This window comes from Alishewanella jeotgali KCTC 22429 (assembly GCF_000245735.1).
Taxonomy (GTDB): Bacteria; Pseudomonadota; Gammaproteobacteria; order Enterobacterales; family Alteromonadaceae; genus Alishewanella; species Alishewanella jeotgali.
This window is the reverse complement of the sequence record NZ_AHTH01000009.1, coordinates 13,302-28,105: the sequence shown is the minus strand read 5'-3', so window position 1 is coordinate 28,105 and position 14,804 is coordinate 13,302. Positions and strand designations below refer to the sequence as shown.

Below are 14,804 nucleotides of genomic sequence, written 5' to 3'. Positions count from 1 at the left end.
GATAACCTCATTATTGGTAATTAATCGCCACCGCCAGCAGCATAAAAGCCGACGCCAGCGCAAATAGCCACAGTTGTAATTTCCAGGCAAATTTCAGCCAGACACTCCAGTCCACTCTGACGACACCCAGGCAGCCAATCAAGGCGGCGGAGGTGGGGATAATGCAGTTGGTTAGGCCATCACCGAGCTGAAATGCCAGTACGGCGATTTGGCGTGATAAGCCAAGCATATCGGAGAGCGGGGCAATCAGTGGCATGGTTAGCGCGGCCTGGCCGGAGCCGGAAGCGACAAAGAAATTAAAAATAGATTGTAAAACCAGCATCAACCAGGCAGATAACCAGGCCGGAAAATCGCCCAGTGCCTGCCCGGAGTAAAACAGCAGCGTATTGAGTACTGAGGGTTGTTCGGCATTATCACCACCGAGGATCAGCACTATACCCTTAGCCATGCCAACAATCAGTGCTGCCGGCAACAATTCGGCCGCACCTTGTTTAAAGCCATCGGCTACTTCGTTAACGCGCATTCTGTTACCCAGTACCGCCACTATGCCAATGACCACCCCTATGGTGAAAAACTGACTGGCAATCTCCGGAATATAGTACTCGCGCTGAGTCACACCCCAGATAATCCAGCACAGTCCGGCAAAAAACAGCAGCAGGATCAGGCTGTCCAGACCGTTATAGCGGTGTTGCACGCTGCTACTTTGCTGCTGCCGTAACCGCTGATCAGTAGCAAAACTCAATGAGCTTTCCGGTGTGGCTTTAATGCGGGCGGCATAGCGCATGGTATAAATGATGCCGAACAGCGTAAATACCGCCCACATGCCATAGCGTAACTCAGCGCCTGATAACAGCGGGATCTCGGCAATACCCTGCGCGATGGCCACATTAAAGGGGTTCATCCAGGAGGTAGCAAAACCGATCTGGGTGGCGACATAGGTCACCAGCACGGTCGTGATCGCATCATAGCCCAGTGCCAGCATCAGCGGCAGCAGGATGATACAAAAGGCGATAGCTTCTTCCCCCATGCCAAAGACCGCGCCGCCAAGCGAGAACAGCGCGAACATCAGCGGGATAAACAAAAACTCGGTACGCCGGGTTTTTTCGATCAGCGCCACTATGCCATTATGGATAGCGCCGGTTTTCATAATGATGCCAAAGGCACCACCGGTTAACAGAATAAAGGCTACCACTCCGACGGCAGAGCCCCATTTATTGCCGGAAACCAGGCCTTCAAAGGCATAGTTAAAAAAGCCGATACCGCCGCCTTCAGCAAACAGCGGTACACCTTGTTGCTGCTCGGACGCAAACTGAAAACTTTGCGGATCGAGTTTGCCCTTAGCTTTTACCGCGCCCTCGGTTGCGGCTGGCAATTCCGTCAGGCTAAAGCTGCCAGCCGGGATCAGATAAGATGCCAGTGCTGCCAAAATCATCACGAAAAACAGGATGACAAAGGCATCCGGCATCTGTGCCGGTTGTTTGGTTGATGGTGTCATACAACTAACCTGTGTGCACAGGCTGCCGGCAGTGGCCGGCAGCCCTGGGTTTAGAAGAAGTAGCTAAAGGATAACCGATAGTTACGGCCCAGTGCATTGTGATTGATGGAATCGAAGCCCCGGCTTGAACCATAAACCCGTGGCGGGTCGCGGTCGAACAGGTTGTCGATATTAAAGCTGACAGTGGCGTTTTTAAAGTCGTAGCCAACATAGCCGCGTACTGTGGTCCAGGCGGCGACTTTGCGCTCACCGTTGTCATCCAGCACACCCAGATCTTCCATTTCAATAATATTACGGCTACGCAGGCGGCTGATATCATCGGCATAGGATGCGGTATAGCTCAGACCTAAGCCGGTGAAGAAATCCTCTGCCCGCCAGGACAGCCGCAGATTGGCGATATTGCGCGGATAGCGATAAGTGCCTACCAGCGACTCAATCTCATCTGAGCCGGCTTTGTTGCGTTCAAACGACAGATAATGGGTCCAGTCCAGATCTAGCCCCAGCCGTCCCTGTGTTAAGTCAAAGGTATGGCTGATACGGGTATCAATACCCTTAACTTGCTGCCGGCCAACGTTTTCCAGCAGGATCACATGGTCGCGGAATAACGGCAAGCTGGTAACCCGTGCTGGCGTGCTGTTGACCCAATTGGTCAGAATTTGCTGCATATTGGCATTCGGATTGGTCAGGTTACGGCCCTCGCTATCCAGTACCTGACAGATATTAAAGCGGTCACGGCCAACGGCCAGATCCGGATTCAGCGCGATACCAGTGGCCCCTTCAGGCACCAAACCGCAGTGACGCTGACTCACGTCAGTAATACTGCGTGCCAAAGCAGCGGTCATATCGGTATCGACCAGTTTCTTATGATCAAATTGCCAGTAGTCTACGGTCACCGTAGTATTGCGGCTTGGGCTCCAGCCAAAACCGACACTGACCGATTCTGAGGTTTCGGCTTTTAACTCAGGGTTACCCAGTTCCAGTACGTTCAGACTGCCGGTACCGCCCTGGCCGCCACAGTAAAACTGGTTTACCACGTCATTAGCCGAACAATCATAGCGAGCGGTAGTGGTACGAAGCTTTACCCCGGCCTGGGTTAAAGAGGGCGCGCGGAACGAGCTGGCCCAGGAAGCGCGCAGTACCAGCTCATCGGTAGGCCGGTAGGTAAAGCCGATCTTTGGATTAAAGGTGCCACCAAAGTCGTTGTAGTGGTCGTAACGGCCGGCTGCCAGCATTTCTAACTGGCTGGTCAGAGGCACATAGAACTCACCAAACACCGCTGCCTGATTGCGACTGGCGCTGGATAAGCTGGAGCCAAAACCAAAGACATCGACCAGATAGCCATTATCGAAGCGGGCCTGGGCGTTTTCGGATGGCTCGTCGGTGATTTTTTCGCGTCTTAGTTCAGCACCAAAGGCTGCCCTGACAAAACTGTCCCTGAATTCGAACAGATCGCCGCTAATCCGCGCATCCCAACCATAAAGGGTACTTAAACCATCACGGGTTGGCACTTCTTGTGCCAGCACCAGTCTGGCGTCATTCGTGGCATCATTTTGTAAAAATGGATTATAAAAACCGACCAGATTAGTGCCAGTGGCACAGCTAAGCGTATTGCCGCTGCGGCTGGCGATACTGCCATCTGAGCAGAGCTCACCGGCGATAGCAGCATGATATTTATAGCGATTATAAATACCGGCTACGGCTTCCTGAGTCGACTTAGAGCGCGACACCAGCACGGCGCTTTCCCAATCCCAGTCGCGGTAAGTACCGGATAGCGCCGATACCAGTCGCAGCGCTTCAGTGGTAACTTCCACGGTGCGCGGCTCGGTAAAGCGGGCGTCGAACTGGAAGCCCCAAAGCCGGCGGCCAGTGGGAGAGAAAAAGGGATCGATATAGATGCGCTCGTTGCCAAAATAGATAAAGTCATTATCGCGGGTGGTACCGGGAAAGATATCCAGCGCATTTTCCGGCACCCAGGCACCTTCGGCATCGTTTAGCTGGTTAATCGGCGCCGGGCTGGATACCGCGGTAGATTTGGTACGGGTATAGAACAGATCGGTTTGCCAGTTCAGGTTAGCGTTTAAGTCTTTATTAAACATTAAACCGGCTGACGCGCTCTTAATGGGGCTGCGCAGCACATCATCTTCATTCGGATAATAGGCGCAGATCTGCTCACCAAATTCAGTAGTCACCAGTGGTGTCGGACAGCCCGGTGTCGCAATTTCATCGCCGCTGCGGGTCGAGAAATAGTAAATATTCGGTGTGCCTTTTGGCAGATAAGAATAGTTGCTTTGTAAAATCGGCGTCCGGGTAAAGTCGCGGTCTGCGGCACGGAAGGCTTTACGATCAACCAGATCGGCAAACAGGGTAAGGTTGCCACCTGCCACCTGCTGGCCCCAGATCAGATTCAGGTTGGCTGTGCCTTCGTCACTGGATGCGGTGCTATTGGCATAGGACAGATTGACTTCGGCCTTGTCATAATCTTTTTTCAGAATGTAGTTTATTACACCAGCGACCGCATCGGCACCATAAATAGCCGAGGCGCCGGTGGCCAGAATTTCGATGCGCTCAATAGCAGCAATCGGAATACTGTTAATGTCGACAAAGTTTTGCGTACCGGCCGCAAAAGAGGAAGCGGCAACGCGACGACCATTAATCAGGGTCAGGGTTGAAGCCGGGCCTAAGCCACGTAATGATGCTGCAGCCTGACCGGCTGGCGTCGCGGTTGAGGTGGCACCACTTTCTGAGGTAGAGAAGGTGCCGTTACCGCCCCGGAGCTGACCAAGATCCTTCAGTAATTCATAGAGGGAGCCGGCGCCGGAATTTTTAATATCTTCGGCCGACAAAACTACCAGCGGCTGCGCCCCTTCTAGATCAACGCCTTTAATGCGCGAGCCGGTTACGGCGATCCGCTCCAGACTTTTTGCTTCGTCAGTTGGTTCGGTAGTTTGCTGGGCAGCAGCTGGTACTGCCATAGCTAAAGCGGTAGCAATAGCCAGTGAGAGAGGAGCATAGCGTTTCATGGTTACACCTTCTTTGGATAAGCAGGCAGCCGCACAGCTCTATGCATCAGAGAATGCATAGCAAGATGCTGTGAAGCCGCCTGGAGCTTCATTTTTGCTTTATGATTGTTATTTGGTTTTTGGGTCAAACAAATAGAAAAGCAGGTAGCGCAGCACCGAAAATAATCAGTGACGCATCAACCTGTTACGTTTCTACTCGTTAAACCACTCAGAGAGGTAGTATGACGAGTAGTGATATGAGCTAAGCTGGATTGCTTTTTTTAACATATCGCTACTTCTTGTATGTAAGTTTTATATCTAAGTTGTCTGTTCGAAAGTTATGATTCGAAACTCACGCAGATGTCTTTTTCGCCATCTGATACCAGTTATATGACGGCAGCTGCAGACTGTCAAGCAGCCGTTGCAGATTTTTTGTCGCCGCCACCGCGTGGGCAGGATATAAAAATGCCCGCGATAAGCGGGCATTAAGCGGGGTAGTTAGGGCGTGTTGACGTTTGCTGCTTAGATTTTGTTCACACTGGCGGCGCTTTGATCGCGAAACGAGGAGCGCAGTTTAGTTATTCTAAATAAGTGACGAGTGACAAAGAGCAAAGCGCCGCCAGCGTGAACCCTTCGGGCAGCGTTTGGCTGGCGTTTCTACTGCGTTATCGCTTGTTCATGTAGAATAACTACACATCACAAGCTCTGCCTTGTATAAACACCAGCCAAACAGCTGCAAAAACAAGCAGCAAACGTCAACACGCCCTAGTGTCAATTAAACCTGCAAGTAATCCAGGATCCCTTCAGCTGCCTTGCGACCCTGAGCAATAGCCGTGACCACCAGATCAGAGCCTAACACCATATCGCCACCGGCAAAGATTTTTTGCTGATTGGTTTGCAGCGCATAGGGGCTTTGCTCGCTGGCTAAGACCCGGCCTTTACTATCCAGCGCTACGCCTTGGTCGATTAACCATTTTGGCGGACTGGGCTGAAAACCAAAGGCGATAATCACCGCATCAGCCGGCAATACCTGTTCTGAGCCAGGCACTGGCTGTGGGCTGCGCCGCCCTTTGGCATCAGGCGCACCCAATTCGGTCGTGACCACCCGTACGCCGCAGACCTGGCCAGCATCGTTTAATTCAATCCCCAGTGGTTGCAGATTAAACAGAAACTCAACGCCTTCTTCGCGGGCATTTTGCACTTCTTTACGCGAGCCTGGCATATTGGCTTCATCGCGGCGGTAAGCGCAGCTGACTTTAGCTGCACCCTGACGAATAGAGGTGCGGACACAGTCCATAGCGGTATCGCCACCCCCTAACACCACCACGGTTTTACCGGCCATGCTGACAAAGGGATGCTCAGTTTGCCAGCCCATCAGGTTATTGACGTTGCCAATTAAAAACGGCAAGGCTTCGTAAACACCGGGCGCCTCTTCATTAACCAGGCCACCTTTCATCGGCGTATAGGTACCCAGCGCCAGAAACACGGCATCATACTCTTCCAGCAGACTGTCGAAGCTAACATCGACACCGACGGTGGTATTGAGCCGGAACTCAATGCCCATTTCGCTGAAAATCTGCCGGCGCAGTTTTAACACATCCTTTTCCAGTTTAAACGGTGGAATACCGAAAGTGAGCAGGCCGCCGATCTCCGGATAACGGTCAAATACCACAGGGGTAACGCCGTTACGCACCAGCACATCGGCGCAGGCTAAGCCCGCAGGACCGGCCCCTACCACCGCGACCTTACGGTCAGTTTTGACCACTGCAGATAAGTCAGGCCGCCAGCCCATTTCAAAGGCTTTGTCGGTGATATATTTTTCGATACTGCCGATGGTGACAGCGCCGAAGCCTTCGTTCAGGGTGCAGGCGCCTTCACAGAGCCGATCTTGTGGGCAAACCCTGCCACACACCTCTGGCAGGCTATTGGTTTTGTGGGACAGTTCTGCCGCTTCGACAATACGGCCCTCATTCGCCAGCTTGAGCCACTGGGGAATATAATTATGTACCGGGCATTTCCACTCACAGTAGGGGTTACCGCAATCCAGGCAGCGGTCAGCTTGCCCCTCGGCCTGGGTGGCGCTTAATGGCTGATAAATTTCAACAAACTCGATCGTTCTTTCGGTTAGTGAGCGTTTTGGCGGATCAATCCGTTTTACGTCAATAAACTGGTATACATTCTGTGCCATAACGCCTCCCTTACATCGCTTGCACGCGCAGCTCGGCAGACGAGCGGGCGCGGTGACCAAGCAAGGTATTTACATCGCTGGTTTTTGGTTTTACCAGCTTAAATTTGCTTAAATAGTTGTGGAAATCATTCAGGATCCGCTGCGCTTTTTCACTGCCGGTCTCTTCGACATGCTGGTGCAGCAGGCTGCGCAAATGTTCCTGCAAAATGGGCATTTCGACATCCAGTGCTTCCACCAGCTCGCCATTTAAGCGCAGTGCTAAATCATCCTGTTCATCCAGCAGGTAAGCAAAGCCACCGGTCATACCGGCACCAAAGTTCACCCCGGTACAGCCCAGCACCACGACCACACCGCCGGTCATATATTCACAGCAGTTATCACCGGTACCTTCTACCACGGCGACGGCGCCAGAGTTACGTACCGCAAAACGTTCACCGACCTGGCCTGCCGCAAACAAGCGGCCGCCGGTGGCGCCGTAAAGACAGGTATTACCGGCAATGGTAAAGCCATTTTTGGCAAAGCTGGCGCCTTTAGCCGGGTAAATTGCGATCTGACCACCGGTCATGCCTTTACCAACATAGTCGTTGGCATCACCCTGCAGCGACAGATATAGGCCACCGGCATTCCAGACGCCAAAGCTCTGGCCGGCAGTGCCGGTAAACTTAATGCGGATAGGATCGGTTGCCATACCCTGATTACCATGCTGGCGGGCAATAAAGCCGGACAACGCAGCGCCAACCGAGCGATCGGTATTGCGGATCGGCAGATTATGCTGGCCACCGGTTTTTTTCAGTACCGCCTGCTCGCATTTTTGCAGTAATAATTGGTTTAAGGCGCCCGGATCGAAAGGCGTATTATTTTGTACACAGTACAGCGGTTTATCAGAGCGCACGCCGGAGGCTTGCAAAATAGGCGTTAAATCCAGTTTGCCCTGTTTTTGCGTTTGCGCACTGCGATAATCCAACAGGTCAGTACGGCCAATCAGTTGGGTTAATTCGGTTACGCCCAGCTCTGCCATCAGCTCGCGTACTTCGCGCGCCAAGAAGCTGAAGTAATTCATTACCATTTCCGGCAGGCCATTAAAGTGATCGCGGCGTAAGGTAGCGTCCTGAGTAGCGACACCGGTCGCGCAGTTATTCAGATGGCAAATGCGCAGGAATTTACAACCCAGCGCGACCATAGGGCCGGTGCCAAAACCAAAGCTTTCGGCGCCCAGAATAGCGGCCTTTACCACATCGAGGCCGGTTTTCAGACCGCCGTCGACCTGCAGCCGTACCCGATCACGCAGACCGTTTTCTACCAAAGCCTGATGTACTTCAGCTAAGCCCAGCTCCCACGGACTACCGGCGTATTTTACCGACGTCAGCGGGCTGGCGCCGGTACCACCGTCATAGCCAGAGACGGTGATTAGATCAGCATAGGCTTTGGCGACACCGGTCGCGATAGTACCGATACCCGGCTCTGACACCAGTTTGACTGAGATCAGCGCTTCTGGATTAACCTGCTTTAAATCGAAAATCAGCTGCGCCAAATCTTCAATCGAGTAGATATCGTGGTGGGGTGGCGGTGAAATCAGCATCACGCCTGGCACTGAATAACGCAGCCTTGCAATTTCAGCGGTGACTTTCTCGCCGGGTAACTGACCGCCTTCGCCAGGCTTGGCACCCTGCGCCACTTTGATCTGAATCACTTCGGCGTTGACCAGATAATGCGGCGTAACTCCAAAACGGCCGGAGGCGACCTGTTTGATTTTCGAGTTTTTCTCGGTACCAAAGCGCCGCGGATCTTCGCCGCCCTCACCGGAGTTGGAGCGACCACCGAGGCGGTTCATCGCAATGGCCAGCGCCTCGTGTGCTTCTGGACTTAAGGCGCCGATAGACATCGCCGCGCTGTCAAAACGCGGATAGAGCTGCTCTGCCGGCTCGACCTGCTCCACTGCCACCGCTTGCGTGCCAGCTTTTAATTGGAACAGATCGCGGATATGCGCCACCGGCCGCTCGTTCACAAAGCGACTGTATTGCTGATAGTCTTCATAGCTGCCACTACGCACCGCTTTTTGCAGGCTTTGCACCACATCAGGGTTGTAGGCATGGTACTCGCCATCATGCACATATTTTAACAAGCCACCATGATTCATCGGTTTGCGCTTTAACCAGGCCACGTTAGCCAGTTGCTGCAGATCCTGCTGGAAATCGGCAAAGTTAGCGCCGCTTAACCGTGACGGTACATCGCTAAAACACTGCGCCATCACATCCGGATGAATACCGACCGCTTCAAACAGGTTGGAGCAACGGTAGCTGGCGACCGTGGAGATCCCCATCTTCGACATGATTTTATACAGGCCTTTATTGATGCCTTTGCGGTAATTCAGCACGGCCTGACGGGCGGTCAGGGCGATATTGCCTTTCTCGACCAGCTGTTCGACGGTCTCATAAACCAGGAACGGGTAAATCGCCGTGGCACCCAGGCCAATCAATACTGCGAAGTGATGCGGATCGCGGGCGGCAGCGGTTTCAATAATAATATTCGAATCACAGCGTAGCTGCGCATTAACCAGTGCTTGTTGCACGGCACCGACGGCCATAGCTGCAGGAATGGGCAATAACCCCTGCGCAATGCGCCGGTCGGTCAGGATCACCAGCACCACTTTGTCATCTCTTACCGCACTGACCACTTGCTGACAAAGGGTGCTGACAGCTTGCTGCAGATCCTGCTGTGCCGGGTCAAAATTCAACGAGAAGATCTGGTGCTTATAGTATTTCTCATCCGCCTGTTTCAGTTGTTTTAAATCTGAATACATCAGCACCGGGGATTCAAACTGGATCCGCCGCGCATAGCCGGCAGTCTCTTTAAAGACGTTGTGTTCGCGGCCAATACTGGTGCCCAGTGACATCACATGGGCTTCACGTAACGGATCTATAGGTGGGTTGGTGACCTGGGCAAATTGTTGGCGGAAATAATCAAACAGGGTACGCGGCTTACGCGACAGCACCGCCATCGGGGTGTCGTCACCCATAGAGCCCACCGCTTCCTGCGCATCTTTCGCCAGTACCGTGACAACCTGCTCAATTTCTTCATAGCTGTAGTTAAACAGCTTATGCAGTACCAGCATTTCGTCGTCGGTAAAGACACGTTTGCCAATCAGATCGGTTTCGTATTTTTCATAAGGTACCAGGCGCTGCACGTTTTCGGTAAGCCAGCTGCGATAAGGATGGCGCTGCATTAAATCCTGATCGATTTCATCCGAGCGCCAGATTTTGCCGCTGGTGGTATCAATCGCCAGCATCTCGCCGGGGCCAACCCGGCCCTTTTCGACCACTTCGTCCGGGGTGTAGTCCCAGATCCCGACCTCAGAGGCCAGGGTAATCAACTTGTCGCGGGTTATCACAAAGCGGGCAGGGCGCAAGCCATTGCGATCCAGATTACAGGCCACATGTTGACCGTTGGTTAGTACGATACCGGCCGGACCATCCCAGGGCTCCATATGCATGGAGTTAAACTCGTAAAAGGCTTTCAGGTTATCGTCCATCACCTTATTGCCCTGATAGGCAGGCGGTACCAATAACCGCATGGCGCGGAACAGATCCATACCGCCGGCCAGCAACAGTTCCAACTGGTTATCTAAAGAGCTGGAATCGGAGCCGGTTTGACCAACAAAGGGCGCGGCATCCTGTAAATCCGGTAATAACGGCGAGGCAAACTTGTACTGACGCGCGCGGGCCCACTGCCGGTTGCCGGTAATGGTATTGATTTCACCGTTATGGGCTAAAAAGCGGAACGGCTGTGCCAGTTTCCAGCGCGGCATGGTATTGGTTGAAAAACGCTGGTGGAATACGCAAATGGCGGTTTCCATCCGGATATCGGCCAGATCCAGATAATAACCCGGTAAATCCGCCGGCATCATTAAGCCTTTAAACACAGTAACCAGAGAGGAGAAGCTGGGAATATAGAAGTCGTTATCTTCGGTCAGCTGCTTTTCGACCCGGCGACGCACCATATAAAGGCGACGTTCCAGATCATGATCGCCCCAGCCATGGGGGGCATTAACAATCACCTGCTCAATTTGTGGCATTGAGCTCAGTGCCAGCGGCCCCAGCACACTGGCATCAATTGGTACTTTACGCCAGGCAACCAGGGTCAGGGTTTCGCGGGCAATTTCCTGATTAATAATGTCTTTTGCCAGAGCCGCTTTAATTGGATCCTGACTTAGAAAAATCATTCCGACGCCATATTTTTTCGCCAGGTTCCAGCCATGTTCCTCGGCCAGCGCGCGGAAAAAGCTATCCGGTTTTTGCATTAACAAACCACAGCCATCACCGGTTTTGCCGTCGGCAGAAATACCGCCGCGGTGCTGCATCCGGTCTAAACCATTTATTGCTGTTCTGACTATGCGGTGACTGGCGACCCCTTCCAGGTGCGCAATCAGCCCAAAGCCACAGTTCTCTCTTGCCTGACTATGCTGATACAACGCCATGACACGCCTCCAAACTTATCCTGAAATAAATAATTATTAATATTATTTGAATTATTATTCTTGTTGTTGTCTGTGCTACTGCTGAAAGCAAAAACCAGGTTGTCTCTCAGAGGTTAACGTGGTGCGGTCTTTAACTCGAAGGTTTTAGCCGTCTATACTTATAGAGGGTATCAGGTATACCGAGATTTAGACTAAATTGCAAGTGTCGTCTGTCCTGATAAAGCGCTATTTTAACCGGTATCAGTATTTTTTCTCCGTTGCGGTTAATAATTTTCAGTAATCTAAGGATGCAGATCAGATTTGGTGATGCACCTTGTCCTAGAGCAGTAATGAAACAAAAGCATAGGCAACTGATATTTAATAATTATGCTAAGTGTGCTTTTCTCTGATGCTAGAAGTTTGGAGCTTTTTTTCAGCATCATTGGCAAAGTTCGTCTTTACCGTTAATCTAGCACTGAAATATGGAAAATTTTTCTTTTTAGGTTGAATCAACCATCAGGCCGCATGCAGTCGTGAAAAGCAATTGGCTCGGGCAATTGCTTGTTAAATATAGCAGGAAAGACAGATTATGCAGAATCCGGTACACCCAAGGGTGAGTGCCTTTGCTGGTAGGATCCGGCAATGGGGAAGCTGGCAGTTGGGTGTGGTGCTGGTACTGTTGATGGCTGCGTTGGTATTACTAAGCTATCTGGGCTATACAGCGGTACTCGATCGTGAGGTGATTTTACACGAGTTACAGTTGCTGCTTATTTATACAGTGCCATCTTTTGCAGTTGCAGTACTAGTAGTTTTCTACCTTATCCTAAAATTAGACGCAGCTTTGACATTTTTACAGAATTCTGCTCAGTCTGAGCAGCATTTAAATCAGTCTATGCAAGAAAGTATCCGGCAGTTGAACTACGAGATTGAGGAGCGAAAACGCGCGTTCCAAGCGAAGCGACGAGCTATCGAAGAATTACGTAAAGAAATTTCAGAGCGTCGTAAAACCGAACAAGAATTAGCTGAGCAAAGTTTGCTAATCCGATCCATTGTAGACAGCTCGCCAGATCTATTTTATTACCGAGATGAGAAAGGCTTGCTCGCGAGTTGTAATAAAATGTTTGAAAGTATTATGGAACTGCCGATGTCTGCTTTGTTGGGTAAGGATCTCACCCGTCTTTACGATAAAAACAGCAGGCAAGCGGCCATATTGTCAGAGTATGGACAAGCGGCACCTGAAACTGAGTTAACACTTGATGTGAAATTCGAAAAGCTTGACGGTAGTATTCTGTGGTTTGAAATGCGTCATTTGCCCTTTTTCGACCGTCAAAATCGTTATATCGGGTTACTCGGATTTGGCCGGGATATCACATCCCGGAAACTGGCCGAACAAGCTTTGGAAAAAGCGTATCATGATAAAGGACAGTTTATCGCAACGCTCAGCCACGAACTACGGACACCGCTAAATGGTATTGTTGGCTTAAGCCGAAGATTGCTGAGTAGTAACTTAGGGTCTGAGCAAGCAAGTTGGGCTAATACTATTTTTAGCAGCGCTGAAACTTTGGGTAATATTTTTAATGATATTATAGATTTAGACAAAATTGATCGTCATGAACTCGATATTGTTTACCAAAGTGTCAACTTGCAAAATTTCCTTGATGATATAGCTAATTTTGCGCAGCTAATTTGTGAGCAAAAAGGCCTGACATTCGAAATAGAAAAAAAAGGTATGATAGACAGTTACTTACTGCTAGATACCACTAGGCTAAGGCAAGTGCTCTGGAACTTACTAAGTAATGCGGTGAAGTTTACCAAGCAGGGTCAGGTGCAACTACGCTGCGTGCTGCAGCCCGAACAATTATTACTTGAGGTGATTGATAGCGGCATTGGTATCGCTGAACATGATCTGCCGCGAATCTTCGATCTGTATTACAAATCAAAAGATGGTCAACGCATGAGTATCGTCGGTTCTGGAATTGGCTTATCGGTGTCTCGCTCATTGGTTGAGGCTATGTCAGGTCACATTCAGGTAAGCAGCTTGCCAGGAGCAGGTAGCACATTCAGTATTCGATTACCCGTCGTGTTCGCTCAGGCTCCCGAGCAAATTTCGCCTATTAGTTGTCCACCGCTGACCATTCTACTCGTTGAAGATGTACCACTTAATGCGGATATCGCGATTGCATTACTGGAACAACGCGGGCATACAGTAATCCATGCAGAAACGGGTGAGGACGCATTGGCGTTACTTGAAACAGAGGATGATCTTGACTTGGTGCTGCTGGACATGCAACTACCAGATCTTAACGGTGAACAAATAGCGGGTTATATCCGGTCTGACCCGCGTCTTGCGGCACTACCGATAGTGATGCTGAGTGCGAATGTCCGTAAAGCTCAACAGACATTGGGTGACATAAGACTAGATGGTGTCTTAAGTAAACCGTTAAACACAGAAAAACTTGATCAATTGCTAGCTGAAATTTTCTCCCCAAGTGCGGTAAAAATGCAGCGCGGTGTCGTAGCTGGAAACACGGATATCACCGCTGTAAACCGCTTTGCTGTGTTAGATGAAGAGGTGTTAAAGATGTATTTACAGAGCCTCGGCAAGACAGGATTGGAGAGAAGTAGTCGCTTATTCGCGAAGCTTTTACCAGATTATATCGAGCAAATGTTAGAAGCCGCGGCATTACACCAAGCAGAAGAATTACAGAGCATCGCACATAAGCTAAAGGGGGCGGCTGCTTCGATTGGTTTGAATTGGGTAATGCAAAATACTAAACAGATCGAGGAACAAGATCCAGATTGGCAAACCATAAAGCAGCAGCTTTTAGATTTGAAAGATACTGCAGAGCAGCATTTGGCTACTCTGCAGCAGTATCTAGAGCGGAATTAGTTACTTCTCTAGTTTTCCAACAAAGCGATAACCTTCACCATGAATAGTGCTGATTAATTCCGGACTATCGACATCTGATTCAAAGTGTTTACGAATACGTCGGATAGTTACATCAACAGTCCTGTCGTTTGGTCTTAAATCGCGTCCTGTCATATGACGGATTAACTGCTCACGGGTAAAAATTTTACCTGGAGTATCCAGCATTAAACGCAATGCACGGTATTCACCCTTTGGTAAACGACGAGCCATGCCTGATGGAGAAGTGAGGTTGCGGCTATTCTCATCCAGTGTCCAACCATTGAAACGAACAACACTCTTGTGTTCTTCAACTGCAGGTTGTGCGACAGTGCGATTTAACAGATTGCGAGCACGGATCGTTAATTCCCGTGGATTCACAGGTTTAGTAAGGTAATCATCTGCGCCTATTTCCAAACCTAAAATGCGGTCAACTTCATTATCTCGTCCAGTCAGAAAAATCAGGCCAATATTCTGCTTTTGACGTAATTCACGCGCCAGAATTAAGCCATTCTTCCCTGGCAAGTTGATGTCCATAACAACTAAATGGACCGGATTGTTCTCCAGTTGTTGATACATTTCATCGCCATTTACGGCTTCAATTACATGATATCCTTCTCCCTGGAACAAATTGACCAGATTTAACCTGGTAACTTCCTCATCTTCTACGACCAGAATCACGGGTGTTTGCATTGGAGTAAAACCTTTTTTGGGAGTTGTAAGAAGTTCGTTCGGTCTCTGTAGCTCAACAAGAGGTACAGGTA

General features: G+C 50.5%; 6 protein-coding genes. 1 reads left to right on the top strand and 5 read right to left on the bottom strand.

Translation table 11 applies throughout. The features are described 5' to 3' along the window. Positions 1-10: 10 nt before the first annotated feature. The 4 genes from yfcC to gltB form a co-directional block, all read right to left on the bottom strand. Entirely contained in the window at positions 11-1,495 is a 1,485-nt protein-coding gene (yfcC, locus tag AJE_RS04355; protein ID WP_008949837.1) for a putative basic amino acid antiporter YfcC, read from the bottom strand. 50 nt (positions 1,496-1,545) lie between these two features. Next, positions 1,546-4,515, bottom strand: a complete 2,970-nt coding sequence (locus tag AJE_RS04350; protein ID WP_008949836.1) for a TonB-dependent receptor domain-containing protein — start codon at positions 4,513-4,515, stop codon at positions 1,546-1,548. A 754-nt stretch (positions 4,516-5,269) separates the two neighbouring features. Continuing rightward, positions 5,270-6,682 carry an FAD-dependent oxidoreductase gene (locus tag AJE_RS04345; protein ID WP_008608660.1) on the bottom strand — a complete coding sequence of 471 codons (1,413 nt, stop codon included), beginning with the start codon at positions 6,680-6,682 and terminating at the stop codon, positions 5,270-5,272. Positions 6,683-6,692: 10 nt separating this feature from the next. Continuing rightward, the gene (gene gltB / locus AJE_RS04340) at positions 6,693-11,156 is read right to left on the bottom strand and encodes a glutamate synthase large subunit (protein WP_008949835.1); all 4,464 of its coding nucleotides are present in this window, start codon (positions 11,154-11,156) and stop codon (positions 6,693-6,695) included. 568 nt (positions 11,157-11,724) lie between these two features. On the opposite strand from gltB, the gene AJE_RS04335 reads away from it, so the two are divergent. Continuing rightward, positions 11,725-14,025: an ATP-binding protein gene (locus AJE_RS04335; RefSeq protein WP_008949834.1), complete on the top strand. Its 2,301-nt coding sequence runs from the start codon at positions 11,725-11,727 to the stop codon at positions 14,023-14,025. On the opposite strand, the gene arcA is transcribed toward AJE_RS04335, so the two are convergent. After that, positions 14,026-14,733 (bottom strand): two-component system response regulator ArcA, encoded by a 708-nt coding sequence (arcA, locus tag AJE_RS04330; RefSeq protein ID WP_008949833.1) that lies wholly within the window; start codon positions 14,731-14,733, stop codon positions 14,026-14,028. Positions 14,734-14,804 lie beyond the last annotated feature (71 nt).

What these genes read in the sequence shown, in the direction of transcription:
- yfcC (WP_008949837.1), bottom strand. Translation starts at nt 1,495, where the DNA reads ATGACACCATCAACCAAACAACCGGCACAGATGCCGGATGCCTTTGTC.
- arcA (WP_008949833.1), bottom strand. Translation starts at nt 14,733, where the DNA reads ATGCAAACACCCGTGATTCTGGTCGTAGAAGATGAGGAAGTTACCAGG.
- AJE_RS04350 (WP_008949836.1), bottom strand. Translation starts at nt 4,515, where the DNA reads ATGAAACGCTATGCTCCTCTCTCACTGGCTATTGCTACCGCTTTAGCT.
- AJE_RS04345 (WP_008608660.1), bottom strand. Translation starts at nt 6,682, where the DNA reads ATGGCACAGAATGTATACCAGTTTATTGACGTAAAACGGATTGATCCG.
- gltB (WP_008949835.1), bottom strand. Translation starts at nt 11,156, where the DNA reads ATGGCGTTGTATCAGCATAGTCAGGCAAGAGAGAACTGTGGCTTTGGG.
- AJE_RS04335 (WP_008949834.1), top strand. Translation starts at nt 11,725, where the DNA reads ATGCAGAATCCGGTACACCCAAGGGTGAGTGCCTTTGCTGGTAGGATC.